At 68.3% G+C, this 17,372-nt stretch carries 22 protein-coding genes; 8 read left to right on the top strand and 14 right to left on the bottom strand.

Annotation, left to right across the window (positions count from 1 at the left end; translation table 11 throughout):
- Positions 1–4: 4 nt before the first annotated feature.
- Complete coding sequence (deoC, locus tag ACLBYD_RS16915) at positions 5–670, bottom strand: deoxyribose-phosphate aldolase (RefSeq protein ID WP_019291175.1); 666 nt, start codon at positions 668–670, stop codon at positions 5–7.
- Positions 671–864: 194 nt separating this feature from the next.
- On the opposite strand from deoC, the gene ACLBYD_RS16920 reads away from it, so the two are divergent.
- From ACLBYD_RS16920 to purU, 3 genes are all read left to right on the top strand, one after another.
- Positions 865–1,398 (top strand): GNAT family N-acetyltransferase, encoded by a 534-nt coding sequence (locus ACLBYD_RS16920; protein WP_447817329.1) that lies wholly within the window; start codon positions 865–867, stop codon positions 1,396–1,398.
- Positions 1,395–2,267 (top strand): class I SAM-dependent methyltransferase, encoded by an 873-nt coding sequence (locus ACLBYD_RS16925; protein ID WP_447817330.1) that lies wholly within the window; start codon positions 1,395–1,397, stop codon positions 2,265–2,267. Before ACLBYD_RS16920 ends, ACLBYD_RS16925 begins: the two co-directional genes overlap by 4 nt.
- 76 nt (positions 2,268–2,343) lie before the next feature.
- Entirely contained in the window at positions 2,344–3,231 is an 888-nt protein-coding gene (purU, locus tag ACLBYD_RS16930) for a formyltetrahydrofolate deformylase (protein WP_006552379.1), read from the top strand.
- 95 nt (positions 3,232–3,326) lie between these two features.
- Here purU and ACLBYD_RS16935 read toward each other — a convergent pair whose 3' ends face one another.
- The 6 genes from ACLBYD_RS16935 to ACLBYD_RS16960 form a co-directional block, all read right to left on the bottom strand.
- A complete protein-coding gene (locus ACLBYD_RS16935) occupies positions 3,327–4,364 on the bottom strand; it encodes an alpha/beta fold hydrolase (RefSeq protein WP_447817331.1) in 1,038 nt (345 codons plus the stop codon).
- 40 nt (positions 4,365–4,404) lie between these two features.
- The gene (locus ACLBYD_RS16940) at positions 4,405–5,328 is read right to left on the bottom strand and encodes an AurF N-oxygenase family protein (RefSeq protein WP_447817332.1); all 924 of its coding nucleotides are present in this window, start codon (positions 5,326–5,328) and stop codon (positions 4,405–4,407) included.
- A gap of 220 nt (positions 5,329–5,548) precedes the next feature.
- On the bottom strand, positions 5,549–5,839 hold the full coding sequence (locus ACLBYD_RS16945; RefSeq protein WP_024101750.1) for a DUF2516 family protein: 291 nt from the start codon (positions 5,837–5,839) through the stop codon (positions 5,549–5,551).
- A gap of 64 nt (positions 5,840–5,903) precedes the next feature.
- On the bottom strand, positions 5,904–6,818 hold the full coding sequence (locus ACLBYD_RS16950) for a heparin-binding hemagglutinin (protein ID WP_447817333.1): 915 nt from the start codon (positions 6,816–6,818) through the stop codon (positions 5,904–5,906).
- A complete protein-coding gene (locus ACLBYD_RS16955; protein WP_447817334.1) occupies positions 6,815–7,291 on the bottom strand; it encodes a helix-turn-helix domain-containing protein in 477 nt (158 codons plus the stop codon). Before ACLBYD_RS16955 ends, ACLBYD_RS16950 begins: the two co-directional genes overlap by 4 nt.
- Positions 7,292–7,352: 61 nt before the next feature.
- Positions 7,353–8,564, bottom strand: coding sequence for a DUF445 domain-containing protein (locus ACLBYD_RS16960; protein ID WP_404817805.1), 1,212 nt, complete (start codon positions 8,562–8,564; stop codon positions 7,353–7,355).
- A gap of 156 nt (positions 8,565–8,720) precedes the next feature.
- Here ACLBYD_RS16960 and ACLBYD_RS16965 point away from each other — a divergent pair, with 156 nt between their 5' ends.
- From ACLBYD_RS16965 to ACLBYD_RS16975, 3 genes are read left to right on the top strand one after another with little or no spacing between them, the layout of a single operon-like run.
- The gene (locus ACLBYD_RS16965; protein ID WP_447817335.1) at positions 8,721–9,464 is read left to right on the top strand and encodes a TetR/AcrR family transcriptional regulator; all 744 of its coding nucleotides are present in this window, start codon (positions 8,721–8,723) and stop codon (positions 9,462–9,464) included.
- A 44-nt stretch (positions 9,465–9,508) separates the two neighbouring features.
- Positions 9,509–9,862 carry a DUF4873 domain-containing protein gene (locus ACLBYD_RS16970; protein ID WP_447817336.1) on the top strand — a complete coding sequence of 118 codons (354 nt, stop codon included), beginning with the start codon at positions 9,509–9,511 and terminating at the stop codon, positions 9,860–9,862.
- 55 nt (positions 9,863–9,917) lie between these two features.
- Positions 9,918–10,775 carry a polyphosphate kinase 2 family protein gene (locus tag ACLBYD_RS16975; RefSeq protein ID WP_060650650.1) on the top strand — a complete coding sequence of 286 codons (858 nt, stop codon included), beginning with the start codon at positions 9,918–9,920 and terminating at the stop codon, positions 10,773–10,775.
- 52 nt (positions 10,776–10,827) lie between these two features.
- Here ACLBYD_RS16975 and ACLBYD_RS16980 read toward each other — a convergent pair whose 3' ends face one another.
- From ACLBYD_RS16980 to ACLBYD_RS16995, 4 genes are all read right to left on the bottom strand, one after another.
- Positions 10,828–11,049, bottom strand: a complete 222-nt coding sequence (locus tag ACLBYD_RS16980; RefSeq protein ID WP_120280090.1) for a hypothetical protein — start codon at positions 11,047–11,049, stop codon at positions 10,828–10,830.
- A 63-nt stretch (positions 11,050–11,112) separates the two neighbouring features.
- Positions 11,113–11,676 carry a dihydrofolate reductase family protein gene (locus ACLBYD_RS16985; RefSeq protein ID WP_447817337.1) on the bottom strand — a complete coding sequence of 188 codons (564 nt, stop codon included), beginning with the start codon at positions 11,674–11,676 and terminating at the stop codon, positions 11,113–11,115.
- Positions 11,673–12,656 (bottom strand): helix-turn-helix transcriptional regulator, encoded by a 984-nt coding sequence (locus tag ACLBYD_RS16990; protein WP_447817338.1) that lies wholly within the window; start codon positions 12,654–12,656, stop codon positions 11,673–11,675. Before ACLBYD_RS16990 ends, ACLBYD_RS16985 begins: the two co-directional genes overlap by 4 nt.
- Before the next feature lie 65 nt (positions 12,657–12,721).
- A complete protein-coding gene (locus ACLBYD_RS16995) occupies positions 12,722–13,579 on the bottom strand; it encodes an SDR family oxidoreductase (protein ID WP_024101755.1) in 858 nt (285 codons plus the stop codon).
- Positions 13,580–13,753: 174 nt separating this feature from the next.
- Between ACLBYD_RS16995 and ACLBYD_RS17000 the strand changes: the two genes are divergently transcribed.
- A complete protein-coding gene (locus tag ACLBYD_RS17000; RefSeq protein ID WP_447817339.1) occupies positions 13,754–14,773 on the top strand; it encodes an iron-containing redox enzyme family protein in 1,020 nt (339 codons plus the stop codon).
- 82 nt (positions 14,774–14,855) lie between these two features.
- On the opposite strand, the gene ACLBYD_RS17005 is transcribed toward ACLBYD_RS17000, so the two are convergent.
- The 3 genes from ACLBYD_RS17005 to ACLBYD_RS17015 all read right to left on the bottom strand — a co-directional run bounded on the left by ACLBYD_RS17005 (position 14,856) and on the right by ACLBYD_RS17015 (position 16,932).
- Positions 14,856–15,128, bottom strand: a complete 273-nt coding sequence (locus ACLBYD_RS17005) for a hypothetical protein (RefSeq protein ID WP_006552395.1) — start codon at positions 15,126–15,128, stop codon at positions 14,856–14,858.
- Positions 15,129–15,254: 126 nt separating this feature from the next.
- Positions 15,255–16,361, bottom strand: a complete 1,107-nt coding sequence (locus ACLBYD_RS17010; RefSeq protein WP_447817340.1) for an NAD-dependent epimerase/dehydratase family protein — start codon at positions 16,359–16,361, stop codon at positions 15,255–15,257.
- Between the two features lie 25 nt (positions 16,362–16,386).
- A complete protein-coding gene (locus ACLBYD_RS17015; RefSeq protein ID WP_059383385.1) occupies positions 16,387–16,932 on the bottom strand; it encodes a Dps family protein in 546 nt (181 codons plus the stop codon).
- Positions 16,933–17,149: 217 nt separating this feature from the next.
- On the opposite strand from ACLBYD_RS17015, the gene ACLBYD_RS17020 reads away from it, so the two are divergent.
- Entirely contained in the window at positions 17,150–17,305 is a 156-nt protein-coding gene (locus tag ACLBYD_RS17020; RefSeq protein WP_006552398.1) for a DUF6131 family protein, read from the top strand.
- Positions 17,306–17,372 lie beyond the last annotated feature (67 nt).

Genomic DNA, 17,372 nt, shown 5'->3' on the forward strand with positions numbered 1-17,372 from the left:
GTCGTCAGCTCTGCAGCCCGTCCAGCACCGCGCGGCTGCCGGACAGTCCGAGTCGCGTCGCTCCGGCCTCGATCATTGCGACCGCGTCCTCGGCGGTGCGGATGCCGCCGCTCGCCTTGATGCCGAGCTTGCCGCCCACCGTCTCCGCCATGAGCGCGACCGCGTGGGTGGTGGCGCCACCCGCGGGATGGAAACCGGTGGAGGTCTTCACGAAGTTCGCGCCGGCCTTCTCCGCGGCGCGGCACACCTCGACGATCGCCTCGTCGGAGAGCACCGCGGACTCGATGATGACCTTGAGGACGGGGTCGAAACCGATCGCTTCGCGCACGGTGAGGATGTCGGCGAGGACGGCGTTGTAGTCGCCGGCCACCGCTGCGCCCACGTCGATCACCATGTCGATCTCGCGCGCGCCCTCGTCGACGGCGAGTCGCGCCTCGGCGCCCTTGATGAGGGAATGGTGCTTGCCGGAAGGGAAACCGACGACCGTCGCGACCGTGACCCCCTCGGCCCGCAGGGGCAGCATCGACGGCGACACGCACACCGCGTACACGCCGAGTTCGACGGCTTCGTCGACGAGGGCCCGCACGTCCTGCGAGGACGCTTCGGGCTTGAGGAGGGTGTGGTCGATCATCGACGCGACCTGCGCGCGGGTCAACGTGGTTCCGGACATGACTGCAGCTTTCCACACGGCGAGATCCGACGGCCGTGCTCGGCATGCTTCGCCCCGTGCCGGGTAGCCGATTCCCATGGAATTCCTGATGATCGCGCTTCTCGTTGCAGTCGTGGCCGTCGTGGTGGTCCGGAGGAACAGCAGACGGCGATAATTCGATACCGCCGCGCCGCTTCGGCCACGACAATGATCGCGTGCTGATCCGTCGAGAACTCCCCGCCGACGTCCGTGCGATCGCCGACGTGCATCGCGCGGCCTTCGCGCCGTTCGCCCCGGAAGGTCGCGAGCCGGTCGAACCCGGCCTGGTCGCGTCGTTGCGGGCGAGCGACGCATGGCTGCCGTCGTTGTCGCTCGTGGCCGAGGACGCCTCGGGCGCGATCGTCGGCCATGTCGTCACCACCCGGGGTCACGTCGGCACCGCCCCTGCCCTGGGCCTCGGTCCACTCGGTGTCCGTCCCGATTCCCAGCGCTCCGGCGTGGGCGCCGCTCTCATGCACGCCGTGCTCGGTGCGGCGGATGCCCTGGACGAGTCGATCGTGCTCCTGCTCGGACATCCCGAGTACTACCCCCGCTTCGGTTTCGTGCCCGCCGCCGAACTCGGGATCTCCCCCGACGTCGAGGAGTGGGCGTCCCACTTCCAGGCACGGGCGCTCACGGCACACGACCCCGAGCTGCGGGGCACCTTCCGGTACGCCGAGCCGTTCTACGCCCTCGAGGAGGAGGCATGAACGACGATCCCGAGAACCCCTGGGCCGATTCCGCCGAGACCGCACGCACCTTCGACGCGGCGAGCGGGGATTTCGACGAGCTGACCCCGACGGTGTGGGGACCGGCCGGGCAGGCGCTGGTCTTCCAGCTCGGCGTCGCCCCCGACGAGGCGGTGCTCGACGCGTGTTGCGGAACGGGATCGTCCGCGCTTCCCGCCGCCGCAGCCGTCGGACCCGAAGGTCTCGTCCACGGCGTCGACGTCGCCGACGAGATGCTCGAACACGGCCGCCTGGCCGCGGAACGCCGCGGCCTGAAGAACATCGAATTCGTCTGTGCGGACGCCTCGCAGTGGGAGGCGCCGTCGGACGTACCCGATGCCGGCTACGACGTGCTGTCGATCTCCTACGGGGTGTTCTTCCTCCCGGACATGGACCGAACCTTCTGGCGTCTGGTCTCGCTCGTGAGGCAGGGCGGACGCGCCGGCGTGACGGTCTGGCGACGCGGCGCGATGGAGGAGTTCTCGTCGATCGTGTTCGATGTCGCGTCGCGCTACTCCCCCGGACTGCGCGAGCACGGCGCCCTGCGCGACCGCACACCCCTGCACCGGATCGACACTCCGGACACACTCGAGGCGTGGCTCGCGGACGCCGGAACCGATTCCGTGGAGGTCCGCACCCTGTCCAATCTCCTTCCGGCGACGGACGAGTTGTGCTGGTCGCTCGTAACGGGCACCGGTCTGCGCGCGGTGCTGACCGGGCTCGACTCCGGGCAGGTGGCGTCGGTGCGGCAGCAGATCGCCGAGGAGGTCACCGCACGCGGACTGCACACGATCGATGCGACCACTCTCGTCGCCACGGGTAGGGTTCGACGTCCTCCGGTCTCGGGCTGACGACCGGAGACAGGGTCTACCGGGAGCAGGGCCGACCGGAAGTAGGACGCCGTGTGTCACCTGAGACAATCGGGGCATGACGCTCGCCTCATCCGCCGACGATCGACGTTACGTTCTGACCCTGGGCTGCCCGGACACCACCGGGATCGTCGCCCGCATCGCGACCTTCCTCGCGGAGGTCGGTGGTTCGATCGTCGAGGCGGCCTACCACGCCGATCAAGACACCGGTTGGTTCTTCACCCGGCAGGCCGTCCGGGCGTCGTCGATCCCGTTCGGACTCGACGAGCTGCGCGAGAAGTTCGCGAGCGTCGCCGCCGACATCGGCCCGCAGACCGAATGGACGCTCTCCGACACCGGCAAGCGCAAGCGCGTCGTGCTGCTCGTCAGCAAGGAAGGGCACTGCCTGCACGACATCCTCGGACGGGTCGCCGCAGGGGAACTCGACGCCGAGATCTGCGCGGTCATCGGCAACCATCGCGATCTCGAACCGGTCGCGCAGCGACACGGCATCACCTTCCACTACGTGTCGTTCCCGAAGGATCCCGCCGAGCGCGGACCGGCTTTCGAGCAGGTCCGCAAGCTCGTCGACGCCCACGACCCGCACGCGGTGGTCCTCGCCCGGTTCATGCAGGTGCTCCCGGAGGAACTGTGCGAGCACTGGGCCGGCCGCGCGATCAACATCCACCACAGTTTCCTGCCGTCGTTCATCGGCGCACGGCCCTACCACCAGGCCTTCACGCGCGGCGTGAAGCTCATCGGCGCGACCTGCCACTATGTCACCGCCGAACTCGACGCGGGCCCGATCATCGAACAGGACGTCATCCGCGTCAGTCACAGCGACAGCGTCAGCGACATGGTCCGTCAGGGCCGCGACGTCGAGAAGCTGGTCCTCTCGCGCGGTCTGCGCTGGCACCTCGAGGATCGGGTGCTGGTGCACGACAGTAAGACCGTCGTCTTCCGGTAGATCCCCGGAGCCGAAACCGGTCCACCCGCGAGCGGATGGACCGGTCTTTCGTGCGTGAGTGATCGGCTCAGCGGACGTGCGTGCGAGTGATCGGCTCAGCCGACGGGCACACCGGCTCGTTCGACAAGGTGCGCGAGCTCCTCGTCGAACCGGTCGATCGCTTCGACCGAGCTCATGTGGCCGATGCCGTCGAGCACCACGAGACGTTCGAGGTTGCCCGCACGGTCGAGTTCCTCGGCGAGACGCCGGGCGTGGACAGGCGGGGTGAGACGGTCGGCGGTGCCGACCAGCACCGTCGTCGGCACGGTGAGATTGCGCAGGCCCTCACGGATGTCGAGGGCACTCAGGGCCCTGCCCCAGCCGCCCCGCGTGCGCGGCGGGCAGCCGAGCACGATCTTCTCGCAGAACTGCACCTCGGCGGCGCTCGCACCGGGCGACAGGGCCACGTAGCGCAGGGCCCGCGTCGTCACCGGGGACGCCGCCAACGGGACGGTCGCACCCATGAGCCGGCTCGCGACGGGCACCGGCACCCGCGGGAAGCGTTGCGGCAGCGGCACGATCGCCGAGTCCGCGACCAGCCGGTCGGTGCCGGTGCTCGCGAGCAGCACGCCCGCGACCGTGCGGTCGACGTTCTCCGGGTACTTCTCGGCCCACGCGATGATGCTCATCCCGCCCATGCTGTGACCGGTGAGCACGGCCTTCGAACCGGGCCGGACCACGGCGTCGAGGACCGTCTGGAGATCGTCGGCGAGCACGTCTGCTCCCAGCGGCCGCACCCCGGCCTCGCTGTCGCCGTGCCCGCGCTGGTCGTAGACCACCACCCGGTAGTTCTCCGCGAAGGCGTTGATCTGCGGGGTCCAGTACGCGGCGTTGCACGTCCAGCCGTGACAGAACACCAGCACGGGAGCGTCCGCGTCGCCGTAGGCGAGCACGTTCAGCCGGGCACCGTCGTCGGCGCGGACGTCGAGGATCTCGGGTTCGAGTTCCGGTTCGCGCAGCAGCTCGTGCGGGGCGACGTCCTCGGTACGGACGACCGTCCGACGACGCCGCCGGACGAGCACGGCGGTGGTCGCCGCGGCAGCGAGGACGATCGAGCCCGCGGCGATCGACGCGGTCGGGGACGGCTTTCTCACGGGTGGGATTCTCCTGTCGGTTCGGTGGAGCAGCGCGACGTCACAGGACGTGCGCGCGACGCAGAAGCAGAGTGGACGGACCGCCGATCAGTCCCACCTCGTCGAGGAACTCGACCGTGCGGCGAGTGCCCTGACGGAGCTTGTCGTGGTAGTGCCTGTTCTCCTGCGCGGCCTTCTTCGCTTCGGCGACGTCGAGTCCGGCCGCGGCGTAGACCTGGTCGTTCACGAGGCTGGTGACGACGAAGTACGCGCTCACCCCGAGGTGGATCCGGATCCATGCCCGCTCGAGACGTCCGAGCCGGGCCGAGCGCCTGCGTGTCTCCTCGCGGGCGTAGCGGATGTGCCGCGACTCCTCCACGACGTGGACGTGACTCACCGTCCGGGTGATGGGCTGCACCCGCTCGTCGCGCATGAAGTCGCGCTGCATCATGTCGAGGATCTCCTCGGCGAACAGGGTGCCGCCGTAGGCGAGGGCGCCGCGCGCGACGGCCTTGAACAGCCGGCCGGTCTCCCGGATCCAACGCTTGGGCCGGTAGGAGGGGATGCCGTATCGCTGCGCCGACCGCGCGAACATGATCGAGTGCCGGCATTCGTCGGCGATCTCGGTGAGCCCGAACTGCACGTAGGGGGTCGCCGGATCGTGCCGGTAGAGATCGCGCACGAGCATCTGCATGAGGATCATCTCGAACCAGATCCCGGTGCCGGCGATGCTCGCGGCCTCGTGCTTGGTGAGGGTGATGCGCTGGTCCTCCGACATGCGTTCCCACAGGTCGGTGCCGTAGAGACTGCACCACTCCGGGGTCATGCCGTACTTGCCGTCCACGAGCGGCGCGTCCCAGTCGATCTCGAGCCCGGGATCGTAGGAGAGCCGCGCCGACGAATCGAGCAGGCGTTGAGCGGTCTCCTGCCGGTGATCCGTGGAACGTTCACCCGGCAGGCTGTCGTGCTTTCGCAGGAGCGTCATCGCCGACCACCTCGTCTCGGAAAATTATCCGTTACCCGAAGTGTCATTATCTGGATCACACTTGTCAAGCGAAAGGGAGGCCCACCCGCCCTACTACCGAGGACGACGGACCTCCCTGATCACCACCGCGGAGTTCGGACCCCGCAGTCATCACCGCGGAGTTCGGACCCCGCAGTCATCACCGCGGAGTTCGGACCCCGCAGTCATCACCGCGAAGCGGTCACCACCGAGGGCGCTGCACCTCCTCGACCCGCGGGCGGACGTCCACGAGGTACACGCACACCGCGACGACCGCGATGATCCCGAGCAGACCCACCGCGCCGAAGACGACGAGGACGAGCAGCGCGGCCACGAGGATGCCGAGCCAGACGGGCTTGGTCAGCTTGTCGACGGCCGGAAACGCCTCGGCGGGCTGACGCACGACGTGGAACAACGCGAATCCCGCCCCGGCGATGGCGATGATCTGCAGCGCGAGGATGATCAGACCGGCAAGTGAATCGACATTCGTCACCACACCAGTCTACGAGAATCGGCCCCCGTGCGAGTTCGCACGAGGGCCGATCGATCGCTGCAGGTCAGGAGCCGCTGGTCTTGCGCGGCGCCGCCTTCTTGGCAGGGGTCTTCTTGGCCGGAGCCTTCGCCGGAGTCTTGGCGGCGGTCTTGGCCGGAGCCTTCGCGGCGGGCGTCTTGACAACCGTCTTGGCCGGCATCTTCGCGGGGGTCTTGGCGGGAGCCTTCTTGGCCGGGGTGACCTCGACCGACTCGACCGGGGTGGCCACCGACTCGACCTTCTCCGCAGCCTTGTCGGCCGCCTCGCGGACCTCGCCGCGGGCCGACTCGACCCGTCCGGCGGTCTCGGAGCCCGTCTCCTCGGCACGCTCACCGAGCTCGACGACGCGCTCGGCGGCCTTGTCGCCGGCGTCGGACACGGCCTCGCTCACCTCGTCGCTCGTCTCGGAGATGCGGCCGGCTGCGCGACCCGCGAGCTTCGCGGCCTGCTCACCGACCTCGCGGGTCCGGCGGGCCACCGTCCCGAGGGCTTCCTCGGTGAGGTCGGCAGCGTCGCCGAGCACGGCTTCGGCGCGACCGAGGCCGTCCTCGAGGGCCGGCTGGGAGCGCAGACGCTCGATGGTCTCCTCACCGCGCTCGGCAAGTGCGGTGTAAAGGTCGGAGGCGACCTTCAGGTACGCCTCGGCGACCTTGCGCAGCTCCTCGGCGCTGAAGCGCTCGCGCAGCTCCGCGATCTCCTCGGGCAGCTCGGCCGGGAGTTCGGCGAGACGCTCGCGGAGGGACTCGACGGTCTCGGTGAGATCGGCGGGCAGGGTCGCGAAGCGGTCGCGGGCGGTCTCGACCCGCTCGGCCACCTCGTTGCGGTTGGTCTCCGCACGTCGGCGCGCCTGGGCCACGAGGTCGGCGACGGCCTGGACGACGGCGTCGCCGGCACCGACCGCGGCGTAGAGGGAGGTACGGATGCTGGTGGGATCGGTCATGAAGATTTCTCCTCGTCGAAGTCTGTCGGATGGTCGGGCCGGGCATCGCCGGTGTTCTGCTGGTTCTCCCGGCAGAACGAGTCGTAGATGTCGAGCAGGACCTGCTTCTGCCGCTCGGTGAGAACGGTGTCGACGAGCACCGCGTCGCGCACGGCGCTCTCCGCTCGGTGCTCGAGGATCCCCGCTCGCACGTAGAGAACCTCGGCCGAGAGCCGCAACCCCTTGGCGATCTGGGCGAGCACTTCCGCGGACGGCTTGCGCAGGCCCCGTTCGATCTGGCTCAGGTACGGGTTGCTGACACCGGCCAGTTGCGACAACTGCCGGAGCGAGACCTGTGCAGCCTCGCGCTGCGACCGGATGAAGGCACCGATGTCCTGGGCGGCGTTGTTGACCACCCGAGCGGCGATATCCCCCGGTCCGGCGCTGTCGTCCGGCGTGTCCGAGCCCTCGATCGGATCTGGTTTCGTGGACACACCGACCACTCTACGGACAAGTGCTAGCTACAGCAAGCACCTTGCTAGCACGTGACCGTCGTCACGCGAACAGCAACTCCGAGACCGTGTAGATCGTCAACCCGGCGAGTGAGCCGACCACCGTGCCGTTGATGCGAATGAACTGCAGGTCGCGACCCACGGCGAGTTCGATCTTGCGGCTGGCCTCCTCGGCGTCCCAGCGCTCGACGGTCTCGCGGATGACGGAGGTGATCTCGTCGGCGTAGTTGGACGCGACGAAGCGCACCGCGTCGAGCAGCCAGCCGTCGATCTTGGTGCGCAGCTCGGCGTCCTCACGCACCCGGATGCCGAACGCCATGACGTTCTCCGCGATCTTCGTGCGCAGGGTGCTGTTCGGGTCGTCCACCGAGTCGAGGATCATCCGCTTGGCCGTCCGCCAGGTCGCCGCGGCAAGGCCGGTGATCTCGTCGCGGCCCATGATCTCGGCCTTGACCTTCTCCGCCTTGGCAATGGTCACGGGATCGTTCTGCAGGTCGCGGGCATAGTCGGCGAGGAACTTGTTGACCGCGAGGCGTACCTCGTGGTCGGGATTCGACCGCACCTTCCATGTGAACTCCACGAGTTCGCGGTGGATCTTCTCACCGAGCAGCAGGTCGACGAACTTCGGCGACCACGACGGCGAGTCGCGGCTGATCACGCGGTCGATGGTCTCCTGGCTCCCGAGCGCCCACTGGTGCGCGCGTTCGGCGAGCATGTCGACGAGCGGCAGGTGGCGGTTCTCGGCGAGGAGTTCGGTGAGGACACGCCCGATGGGCGGTCCCCATTCCGGTTCGGCGATCCGCTTGACGATGGTGTGGTCGATGATCTGCTGGATGTCGTCCTCGCGCAGGATTCCGACCACGCCGCGCAGGACCGTCGACGTCTCCTTGGCCACACGCTGGGCGTTCTCGGGTTCGGCGAGCCAGGTACCGACCCGCAGCGGGATCTGCGCCGACTCGACCTTGGCCGACACCACCTCGGGTGCGAGGAAGTTGTTGCCGACGAACGAGCTCAGGTTGGCGCCGAGCTGGTCCTTCTTCCGCTTGATGATCGCCGTGTGCGGGATGGGTATCCGTAGTGGGTGCCGGAACAGGGCGGTCACGGCGAACCAGTCGGCGAGCGCGCCGACCATGCCGGCTTCGGAGGCCGCGCGCACGTAACCCACCCATGCGCCGGCGCCGCGGGTTTCCTGCCAGCGGCAGAAGAGATAGATGATCGCGGCGGCGACGAGGAAGCCGGTCGCGACCGCCTTCATACGGCGGAGTTCTCGGCGTTTGATCTCGTCGTCGGTCGTCAGGAGCTGCACCCGATCGATTGTGCCGAAAGTCGGCACTCGACGGACGGATCGCCCTCGAGTTCTGAAGGACGGGGGGCCGGATCGTAGACTGAGCCGACGATCGAAACCGAACGGATGTGCCACACAGTGTCCAGCAGACCGCAGACGACTTCGAACCCGACCTCGAGCGAGGCCGCCCCGCCCGTGAAGCAGGACGGCCGCAAACGGCGCTGGCACGAGCACAAGATCGCCCGCCGGGAAGAGCTCGTGGACGGCACCATCAACGCGATCCGCTCCCGCGGCCACGAGATCGGTATGGACGAGATCGCCGCCGAGATAGGCGTGTCGAAGACGGTGCTCTACCGCTACTTCACCGACAAGAGCGACCTGACGACCGCGACGATGCTGCGGTACGTCGAGACGGTCCTCGCTCCCCGGATCTACGCAGCGGTCGCGGAGGATCTCGACGAGTACGAGCTCACCCGGGAGGCGATCAGCGCCTACGTCGAGACCGTCGCCGACGATCCCGAGGTCTATCTGTACGTGATGAGCAACAGCGCGTCGGCGGGACGCGACGTGGTGGCCGATTCGGAGCGGATGATCGCCGAGCTCGTCGCCACCGTCCTCGGGGAACGGCTGCGGTTGTTCGAGATGGACTCGGGCGGTGCCGTGCCGTGGGCGTACGGGATCGTCGGCGGCATCCAGCTCGCGACGCACTGGTGGATCTCGAACAAGTCGATGACCACCGAGGACCTCATCGACTACCTGACGATGATGATCTGGGGCGGCATGACCGGCATCGCCGGAGTCGCCGGATCCCCGGTGCGCTTCAAGTCGCAGCCGCATCCGCTCCTGCCGGAGTCGTCGGCCACCTCCTGACCGACACCTTTACTGTTACTCGAAGTTGCACGTATAGTGCGGGCATGAGCGACCACGCCGACGACCTGCACGACGAGGACGACCCCGGCTACCGCGGTCCCGCCGAGGTCACCGTGGGCGACCGCACGGTCGCCGTCGACGTCGAGATCTCCGGACGGTTCGACCCCCTGCTCGGCCGGCACGTGTGGCGCGGCCGGCTCCGCAGACTCGCCGAGACCCTCGGAGCAGACGCCTCGCCCGCCCCCGGCACCACCGTGACGATCACGGTGCCCGACGCCCCCGAGGCCGCGACCGCCCGCATCTCGGAGGTCGACCTGTGGGGCAGCCACATGGTCGACGGCGTCTCGCGTCCGCCCTACCCTCTGCCGACCGAGACCGACGGTGTCGATCCCGCCTGATCACCACTGCGTGTGGCACACGCCCGATCACGACTGCGTGTGACACGCTGGCGGGATGACGAAGGACGACGTCTTCCGGCCCGCATCGATCGTCGAAGCCCTCCGGGCGACGCCCGAGACCCGCGTCGCCGACATCGACACGAACGGCACCCCGGGATTCGACGGCGACAAGGCGCTCGGCGAACGTCTGCTCGCCGAACGTGGTGCCGTCCTCTCCGACCTGCAGGAGATGCTGTTCGCCGAGGGGCGGACCGGCGGCACCCGCTCGGTGCTGCTGATCCTGCAGGGCATGGACACCGCCGGGAAGGGCGGCATGGTGCGTCACGTCGTCGGCCACGTCGACCCGCAGGGCGTCGACCACAGGGCCTTCGGGGTGCCGACGGAGGAGGAGAAGCGGCACCACTTCCTGTGGCGGATCGCGAAGGCCCTCCCCCGCAACGGTCAGCTCGGTGTCTTCGACCGGTCGCACTACGAGGATGTGCTGGTCGCGCGGGTGAGATCACTGGTGCCCGAGAGTGTCTGGCGCGGACGCTACGACGAGATCAACCGGTTCGAGAGCGAAGTCGTCCGCGAGGGAACGACCATTGTGAAGGTCGCGATGTTCGTCTCGCTGGACGAGCAGAAGAAGCGCCTCGCCGAGCGCCTCGAGCGCCGCGACAAGCACTGGAAGTACGACCCGAGCGATGTCTCGGAGCGCGCCCTGTGGCCGCAGTACCAGCAGGCCTATCAGGACATGCTGGATCGGACCAGCACCGACGAGGCGCCCTGGTACGTCGTACCGTGCGACCGCAAGTGGTACGGCCGCCTCGCGGTGACGGAACTGCTCATCGACGCGTTCGAACGCCTCGACCTCGATTGGCCGGAGCCGACTTTCGACATCGAAACGGAGAAGCGCCGACTCGCAGAGTCGTGATGTCACCGACTCGCAGAGTCGTGATGTCACCGACTCGCGTCGGGTACCACCCTCAGAACAGGTGCGGAGTGTCGTAGTGCCGTCTGTGGTCTCGACGCACGGTTCCGGCGACCATGCCGAACGCCGCTCCGAGCGCGACGACTGCCGCGACTGCCGCGACCATCGCCCAGCCCGTGAATCCGTACCCTACGGCGACGATCGTCAGCGCGATCATCAGGACCGAGGTGAGTGCGAGCGCATAAGCGCTCCAGGCTACGAACAGATTGAGTTTCACGACCGGCCTCCTCGGACGAGGTGTGTCCCTCTCGCTGCCGACGGTACCTGCAGGTGATGCACATCACAACCGGCCGGTGGCGTCCTTCAGTACCTCGTAGCGGACGACGGCGAACTCCCCGCTCTGCCCGAGCTCGGTGAGGCGCATCTCCACGTGCCGCGGGAGCAGCGGACGGCCGGAACCGATGGTCACCGGTGCGAACGAGACGACGAGCTCGTCGAGCAGACCGCGCTCGGCGAACTGTCCGGCGAGATCACCGCCGCCCACCATCCACAGATCGCGGCCGTTCGCGGCCTCGGCCATCTCGTCGTAGACCTGACGGACGTCCTTCTGCGTGAAGCGGATGTCGCCGGGTTCGTCGCCCGCCCGGGCGACGGGCAGGTCGTCGCGATGCGTGAACACCCAACAGGGCAGGTCGTACTCCCACTTGTCCTCGCCTGCATGGTCGAGCACCCAGCGGTAGGTGGACGATCCCATGGCGATGGCGCCGATACCGGCGATGAACTTCTCGTAGTCGAACGGCCCGCCGTCGCCGGGATCCCGGGTGAGTAGCCAGTCGAGCGAATGGTCATCGGTGGCGAGGAAGCCGTCCAGTGTGCTTGCGGTGTAGTAGATCATCCGGGTCATGCGTTGCTCCTGTTCCAGTCGAGTGGATCTCCGTGATCGACGTCGACGCCGGCAGACCGCATCATGTGCCGCACGAGTTGACGGCGGTGCGCGGCGAAGGTGAGGACGTGGGCGACCACTCCCCCGAGGACGAAGCTCTCGGGAGGGTCGCACAGGGCGTCGATGAGCACGTCACCCCAGGCGCCACGGCGGTGGATGTCGCGGATCGCCTCCACCCAGCGCGGAGCAACGTCCTCGAAACGCACTGTCAGAGAGTCGATCCCGCCGTCCGCATCCTTGGGGTGGTCGGCGCCGACCATCGAGGCCAACCACATCTCCTTGGCACGTACCAGGTTGCCGAGCACACGTGAGACGGATTCCTCGGGACCGTCCCATTCGAGGACCACCAGGCCGGGGAACCGGATCCGGTCGCGCTCGTCGTCGTCGAGTTCGGTGGCGCGCTCGAGGAGATAGCGGGTGTCCGCGAGATCGTGCTGCACCATCTGCGCGAGGACCTCGGCGGCCGGGTAGGCGGGCGCGGTGGGCCGTCGCCCGTCCTCGTCGACCCAGAGATTGGTGGGCGGATGGAAGTGAACGCCGTTGGGGGCGGGCAACCAGTGATCGACGGGCGCAGGCGCCCAGTGGTCGACGGGTGCAGGCACCCCGTTGCCACCGCCGCCGGTGCCGAGCACCCGGGCGGCCGCGCTGGGTGGATATCCGTAGGCGCGGGCGAAGGCACGTCCGAAGCCTTCGACGCTGTCGTAACCGGCGGCGAACGCGGCATCGGTGACCGAACTGCCGTGACGCAGTTGCCAGGCGGCGCGTTCGAGCATGACCCGGCGCCGCAACGCGACCGGCGACTCGCCGGTGCCCACCGCGAAGGTGCGGCTGAAGTGCCACTGCGACGCGTAGGCGTGCTGCGCCATCCGTTCGAGGGTCGCGTTGTTCTCGTCGAGAACGGCGTCGAGCAGTTCCCGGAGTCGGTCACGGCCGAAGGTCATGCATTCAGTGTCGCGCGCAGACCCCGGCCGCCGCCCGACCGTTCTTGCTCTCCTGGCTCACCCGGTCAGCCGGGCATGGTCTCGCCACCGAGCGGGGCGAGCACTTCACCGCTGTAGTACGAGGACATCGTCTCCGATGCGAAGAAGACGTAGGACGGGGCGATCTCGTCGGGTTGCGCGGCGCGGCCGAAGGGCGCCTGCTGTCCGAACTCGGAGACCTTCTCTGCGTCCATGGTCGCCGGGATCAACGGGGTCCACACCGGTCCGGGCGCCACGCAGTTCACGCGGATCTGCCTGTCCTGCAGCGCCTGCGCGAGCGAGTAGGTCAGGGCGATCACCGCGCCCTTGGTCGCCGAGTAGTCGATGAGCGTCTTGTTGCCGCGCAGACCGTTGACCGATGCGGTGTTGATGACGGAACCGCCCGGCGTCAGGTGCGGCAGGGCCGCCTTCGTCACGTGGAAGAAGCTGTCGATGTTCACGGCGAAGGTGTGGCGCCACTGCTCCTCGCTCAACTCGGCGAAATCGTCGACGGGCTGCTGGGTGCCGGCATTGTTGACGAGGATGTCGAGGCCACCGAGTTGCTCGACCGTCTCGGCCACCACCGCCCGGCAGTGCTGCGCGTCGCCGAGGTCGCCCGCGATCACATGGCATGTGCGGCCCTCGCGTCGCACGAGGTCGGCGGTGTGTTCGGCGTCGCGGTGTTCCTCGAGGTACGCGATCGCGACGTCGGCACCCTCCTTCGCGAAGGCGACGGCGACCGCCCGTCCGATGCCGGAGTCGCCGCCCGTGACGAGGGCCTTGCGGCCGGACAGCAACCCGCGGCCGACGTAATCGCGCATCTCGTCGGCGGGGCGCTCGGCCATCTCGTCGGTCTCACCCGGATAGTCGATGGTGTGTGGTTCTCGTTCGCGGTCCTCGCTCATGGCCGCCGGATACCCACAGGCTGCATCGATATTCACGCCCGTTTCCCCGGTCCGCACGGACCGAGGGGTCGTTTCTGCACCGACCGACGAGTCGTTTCTGCACCGACCGACGGGTCGTTTCTGCACCGACCGACGGGTCGTTTCTGCACTGCTCCGAGAGGGTAACCCCGGCGTATGGCTCATGAGACCCGGATGTGCGACGTGCACGACGCTCCGCTTCCCACGCCCCGCGGCCCCATTTCCGCCGAGATCGTCGAGCGACTCGGCGGCCCGGTGGACGATGCCGTGTGGGACGTCGCGACCGACGGCGCGGATGCCTACGGCGAGGACGTCCAACTCGCTCTGGCCGTTCTCTACGAGCTCCACTACCGCGGGTTCGCGGGCGTCGACCCGGCCTGGGAATGGGCACCGGGCCCGCTCGGGGTCCGGGCGCGTCTCGAGCGCATCTTCCTCGATCGGCTGCGCGCCGACGTCCCGGCTTCCGACGATCCGCAGGGTGTCCTCGAGGACCTGTGCCGCGAGCTGGACGACTCGTGGGGTGTCTCCCACGAGCTCGCCGCGAACGGCACGTGGGAGATGATGCGCGAGTTCTTCGTCCATCGCTCGATCTACCACCTCAAGGAAGCGGACCCGCACGCCCTCGCGATCCCTCGACTGTCCGGTCGCGCCAAGGCCGCGCTGGTCGCTGTCGAGTTCGACGAGTACGGCGGAGGTCGGGCCGAGCGCATGCACTCGCGGTTGTTCGCCGACCTCCTGCTCGCCGCCGGCCTGAAGGACGACTATCTGGGCTATCTCGACGTCGTTCCCGCCGTCACCCTCGCGACGGTGAACTTCATGTCGTTGTGCGGTCTGCACCGCGCATATACGCCGATGCTGGTCGGGATGTTCGCCGCGGCCGAGATCACCACCGCCCCCAGCGCCCGCCGCATGGTCGAGGCTCTCGAGCGTCTGGGCGCCGACGACGCGTGCGTCCTCTTCTACTCCGAGCACATCGAGGCCGACGCCGTCCACGAGCTCGTCCTGCGGCACGACGTGGTGGGTTACATGATCGAACAGGATCCGGTTCGGGCGCAGGACATCTCGTTCGGTGCGCAGGCCATCGAGTTCCTCGAGGGCCGGCTCGGAAGCCATCTGTTGGGCAGCTGGGCCGCCGGTCGCAGCTCGCTCCTCACGTCGGCGGAGGCACCGGCCTGACGCTCGGGTACGAGACAGCGAGTGGAGCCCCGGGNGGGACAGTGCGTCCCGGGGCTCCACTCGTCGGTGCCGGGGTCCCGGCTCAGTCGATGAGGCCGGGTTCGTGTGTGGGGGTACCACCGGACCCGCGGAGGCGGCGTCGACGGAGGTTGAGCGCGGACATCACCACGCCGACGACGATGAGCACGGCCGCAGCGATGGCTCCGACGATCACCCATCCCTCGAATCCGTCGCCCGCCGCGTAGAGGACGAGAGCGACGACAGCGATCCCCGCGAGGATGCAGGCGTATCCGACCCAGCCCGAAGCTCGGGACGCAGTGGTGGGAGCGTGAGCTCGATTCGATGGTTTCGTCATGGTGGTGGATACCGCATCCGGCCCTCCACGAAACCAGCACTCCACGAACCAGCCCTCCACGACCCAGCAGGGGACGACGGAGGGCGGCGGATGGTTCTGCGCAGGAGAGCGTTACGGCCGAGAGTGTTACGGCGGGATCCGCCGGCCGATGGGCCCACGTTCGACGAGCGCGGCGAGTCGTTCGCGCGCGCTGCGCGGAGAGAGGACGGGGCTGTCGGTGCCCGTCGCGCTGCGCATGCCGCGCACCGTCTCGGACCACACCTCGGGACCGTCGTACTTCGGCAACCATCCGAGTTCCTCGCGGGCCCTTCTGCAGTCGAGCATCGGGCAGGTGTAGGCGAGGTCGATCCATCCGCCCTGCACCGGTTGCAACCGTAGGCGCCAGGTCGCTTCGGCGAGCGCCGACAGACCCCATCGCGGCACCGGAATCGTCGGGCAGTCGAACGGAGCGGCGAAGCCCCGCGCTCCCACCGGGGTCGGTGCACCCAGGTTGAACGGACCGGGCACCCGTCGCTCGAGCGCTGCGACCAGCGCGTCCGCTACATCGTCGGAGTGCACGGCGGGGATGGCGAGCCCGTGATCGATCGGGATCAACGGCAGATGGTTCGTGATGCCGGCGGGCACGAACTCGGGCAGCACGTAGCGTTCGAGGCCCGAGCCGGAGACGAGCTGCCCGATGAATCCCGGGCGGAAACGGGTGAGGACGGGCACGTTCGTGCCGGACTCGAAGTCGTCGAGGAATGTCTCCGCCGCAACCTTGTCGACGCTGTAGACACAGGTGGGCACGCCTTCGCGGGCCCACGACTCGTCGACCTCCCGACCGTAGGCGCCGTCGGAGTACACGGCGGCGGAGGACATGTGGATCACGTGCGCGACACCGGCGTCGGCGGCGGCCGTCATGACGGCGCGGGTGCCGTCCACCGCCACCCGCCGGAGATAGTCGCGACGGTGCGAGGGCTGGAATCCCCAGGCCAGGTGCACAACGGCGTCGGCCTCCGCGAAGATCGGAGTCAGGACCCGGGCGGCGTCGGGAGCCGCGAGGTCCACGGCGCACCACTTCGCCACCGCATACGGATCGCGCGCCGGGGGAATCCGGCGCGCGATCGCGACGATATCGAGTTGTGCGGGGTGAGCGGCCAGCCGGCGCAGGAGCGCCGTGCCGACATTTCCGCTCGCTCCGGTGACGACGATGCGTCGTGGCAGACCGGTTCGGGGTGTGGAAGCCATCGGCATCGTCGGTATCGTCCGAGTGTCCCGGTCAGCGGGCCGATTCCGCTGCGTCCTTCTCCGTCTGCGCATCGGCGTTCGGGAGAGTACCGGCAGCGTTCTCGAGGTGGGCGCGGACGAACCACTGGAACTTCTCCAGCTGGCCGGTCTGGCCGATCAAGACGTCCTCGGTGATCGGGTCGAGCTTGCCGACCTCGTCGATCGCCTTGCGGTTGTCGGTGATGATGCCGTCGTAGACGAGGTCCAGCGCAGCGAGGTGCGCCTGCGCGGTGTCGCGGCCGACCGAGTAGTCGTCCCACGTGCGGTTCTTCTCGATGGCGCCCGGCGTGCCCTTGGGCGACGCACCGAGCGCGGCGATCCGCTCGGCGACCTCGTCCGCGTATCCGCGCACGAGCTCGACCTGCGGGTCGATCATTTCGTGGACGCCGATGAAGTTCGGACCGACGACGTTCCAGTGGATGTGCTTCAGCGTGAGGTGCAGGTCGTTGTAGGCACTCAGGCGCTCCTGGAGAATCTGCGCGGTGCGCGAGCCGTCGGCATCGCTCAGACCGGGAACCGTATAGCTCGAGTTCGACATATTCTTCCTCCAGAATGCTCTCGGGTGTGTCGGAAGGCGAATACCCGGCGCAGGGTGGAATCCAAACATCCGGTCGCACCGGACGTCCCGTGACCTGCGTCGAAGAATTTGTCCGGATCAGGCGAGTCACAAACGTTTGGAAACGGACCAACCCGGTTATTCGATCGCCGGGCACCGAGGCTTCCAGGTTTCGGTCATGACATCTGAGGTGGCGACAATGATCATTCTGGGTCTGATTCTGTTGGTGGTGGGGTTCTTCACCGGTATCTCGATCCTCACCACACTCGGAGTGATACTCCTGGTGATCGGCGTGATCCTTGCGATCCTGGGCGCGACGGGCCGGGCGATCGGCGGGCGCGCGCACTGGTACTGACCCCCTGTCGATCGTCCGTGCCGGAAGGAGACGTCCGGCACGAGGCAGAACTGCGGATCCCGGGTGC

The sequence above is a fragment of the Rhodococcus sp. C26F genome (genome assembly GCF_053345925.1).

Coding starts and splice junctions, on each gene's coding strand:
- deoC (WP_019291175.1), bottom strand. CDS start 670: ATGTCCGGAACCACGTTGACCCGCGCGCAGGTCGCGTCGATGATCGAC.
- ACLBYD_RS16925 (WP_447817330.1), top strand. CDS start 1,395: ATGAACGACGATCCCGAGAACCCCTGGGCCGATTCCGCCGAGACCGCA.
- purU (WP_006552379.1), top strand. CDS start 2,344: ATGACGCTCGCCTCATCCGCCGACGATCGACGTTACGTTCTGACCCTG.
- ACLBYD_RS16940 (WP_447817332.1), bottom strand. CDS start 5,328: ATGACGCTCCTGCGAAAGCACGACAGCCTGCCGGGTGAACGTTCCACG.
- ACLBYD_RS16950 (WP_447817333.1), bottom strand. CDS start 6,818: ATGACCGATCCCACCAGCATCCGTACCTCCCTCTACGCCGCGGTCGGT.
- ACLBYD_RS16960 (WP_404817805.1), bottom strand. CDS start 8,564: ATGAAGGCGGTCGCGACCGGCTTCCTCGTCGCCGCCGCGATCATCTAT.
- ACLBYD_RS16965 (WP_447817335.1), top strand. CDS start 8,721: ATGTGCCACACAGTGTCCAGCAGACCGCAGACGACTTCGAACCCGACC.
- ACLBYD_RS16970 (WP_447817336.1), top strand. CDS start 9,509: ATGAGCGACCACGCCGACGACCTGCACGACGAGGACGACCCCGGCTAC.
- ACLBYD_RS16975 (WP_060650650.1), top strand. CDS start 9,918: ATGACGAAGGACGACGTCTTCCGGCCCGCATCGATCGTCGAAGCCCTC.
- ACLBYD_RS16985 (WP_447817337.1), bottom strand. CDS start 11,676: ATGACCCGGATGATCTACTACACCGCAAGCACACTGGACGGCTTCCTC.
- ACLBYD_RS16990 (WP_447817338.1), bottom strand. CDS start 12,656: ATGACCTTCGGCCGTGACCGACTCCGGGAACTGCTCGACGCCGTTCTC.
- ACLBYD_RS16995 (WP_024101755.1), bottom strand. CDS start 13,579: ATGAGCGAGGACCGCGAACGAGAACCACACACCATCGACTATCCGGGT.
- ACLBYD_RS17000 (WP_447817339.1), top strand. CDS start 13,754: ATGGCTCATGAGACCCGGATGTGCGACGTGCACGACGCTCCGCTTCCC.
- ACLBYD_RS17005 (WP_006552395.1), bottom strand. CDS start 15,128: ATGACGAAACCATCGAATCGAGCTCACGCTCCCACCACTGCGTCCCGA.
- ACLBYD_RS17010 (WP_447817340.1), bottom strand. CDS start 16,361: ATGCCGATGGCTTCCACACCCCGAACCGGTCTGCCACGACGCATCGTC.
- ACLBYD_RS17015 (WP_059383385.1), bottom strand. CDS start 16,932: ATGTCGAACTCGAGCTATACGGTTCCCGGTCTGAGCGATGCCGACGGC.
- ACLBYD_RS17020 (WP_006552398.1), top strand. CDS start 17,150: ATGATCATTCTGGGTCTGATTCTGTTGGTGGTGGGGTTCTTCACCGGT.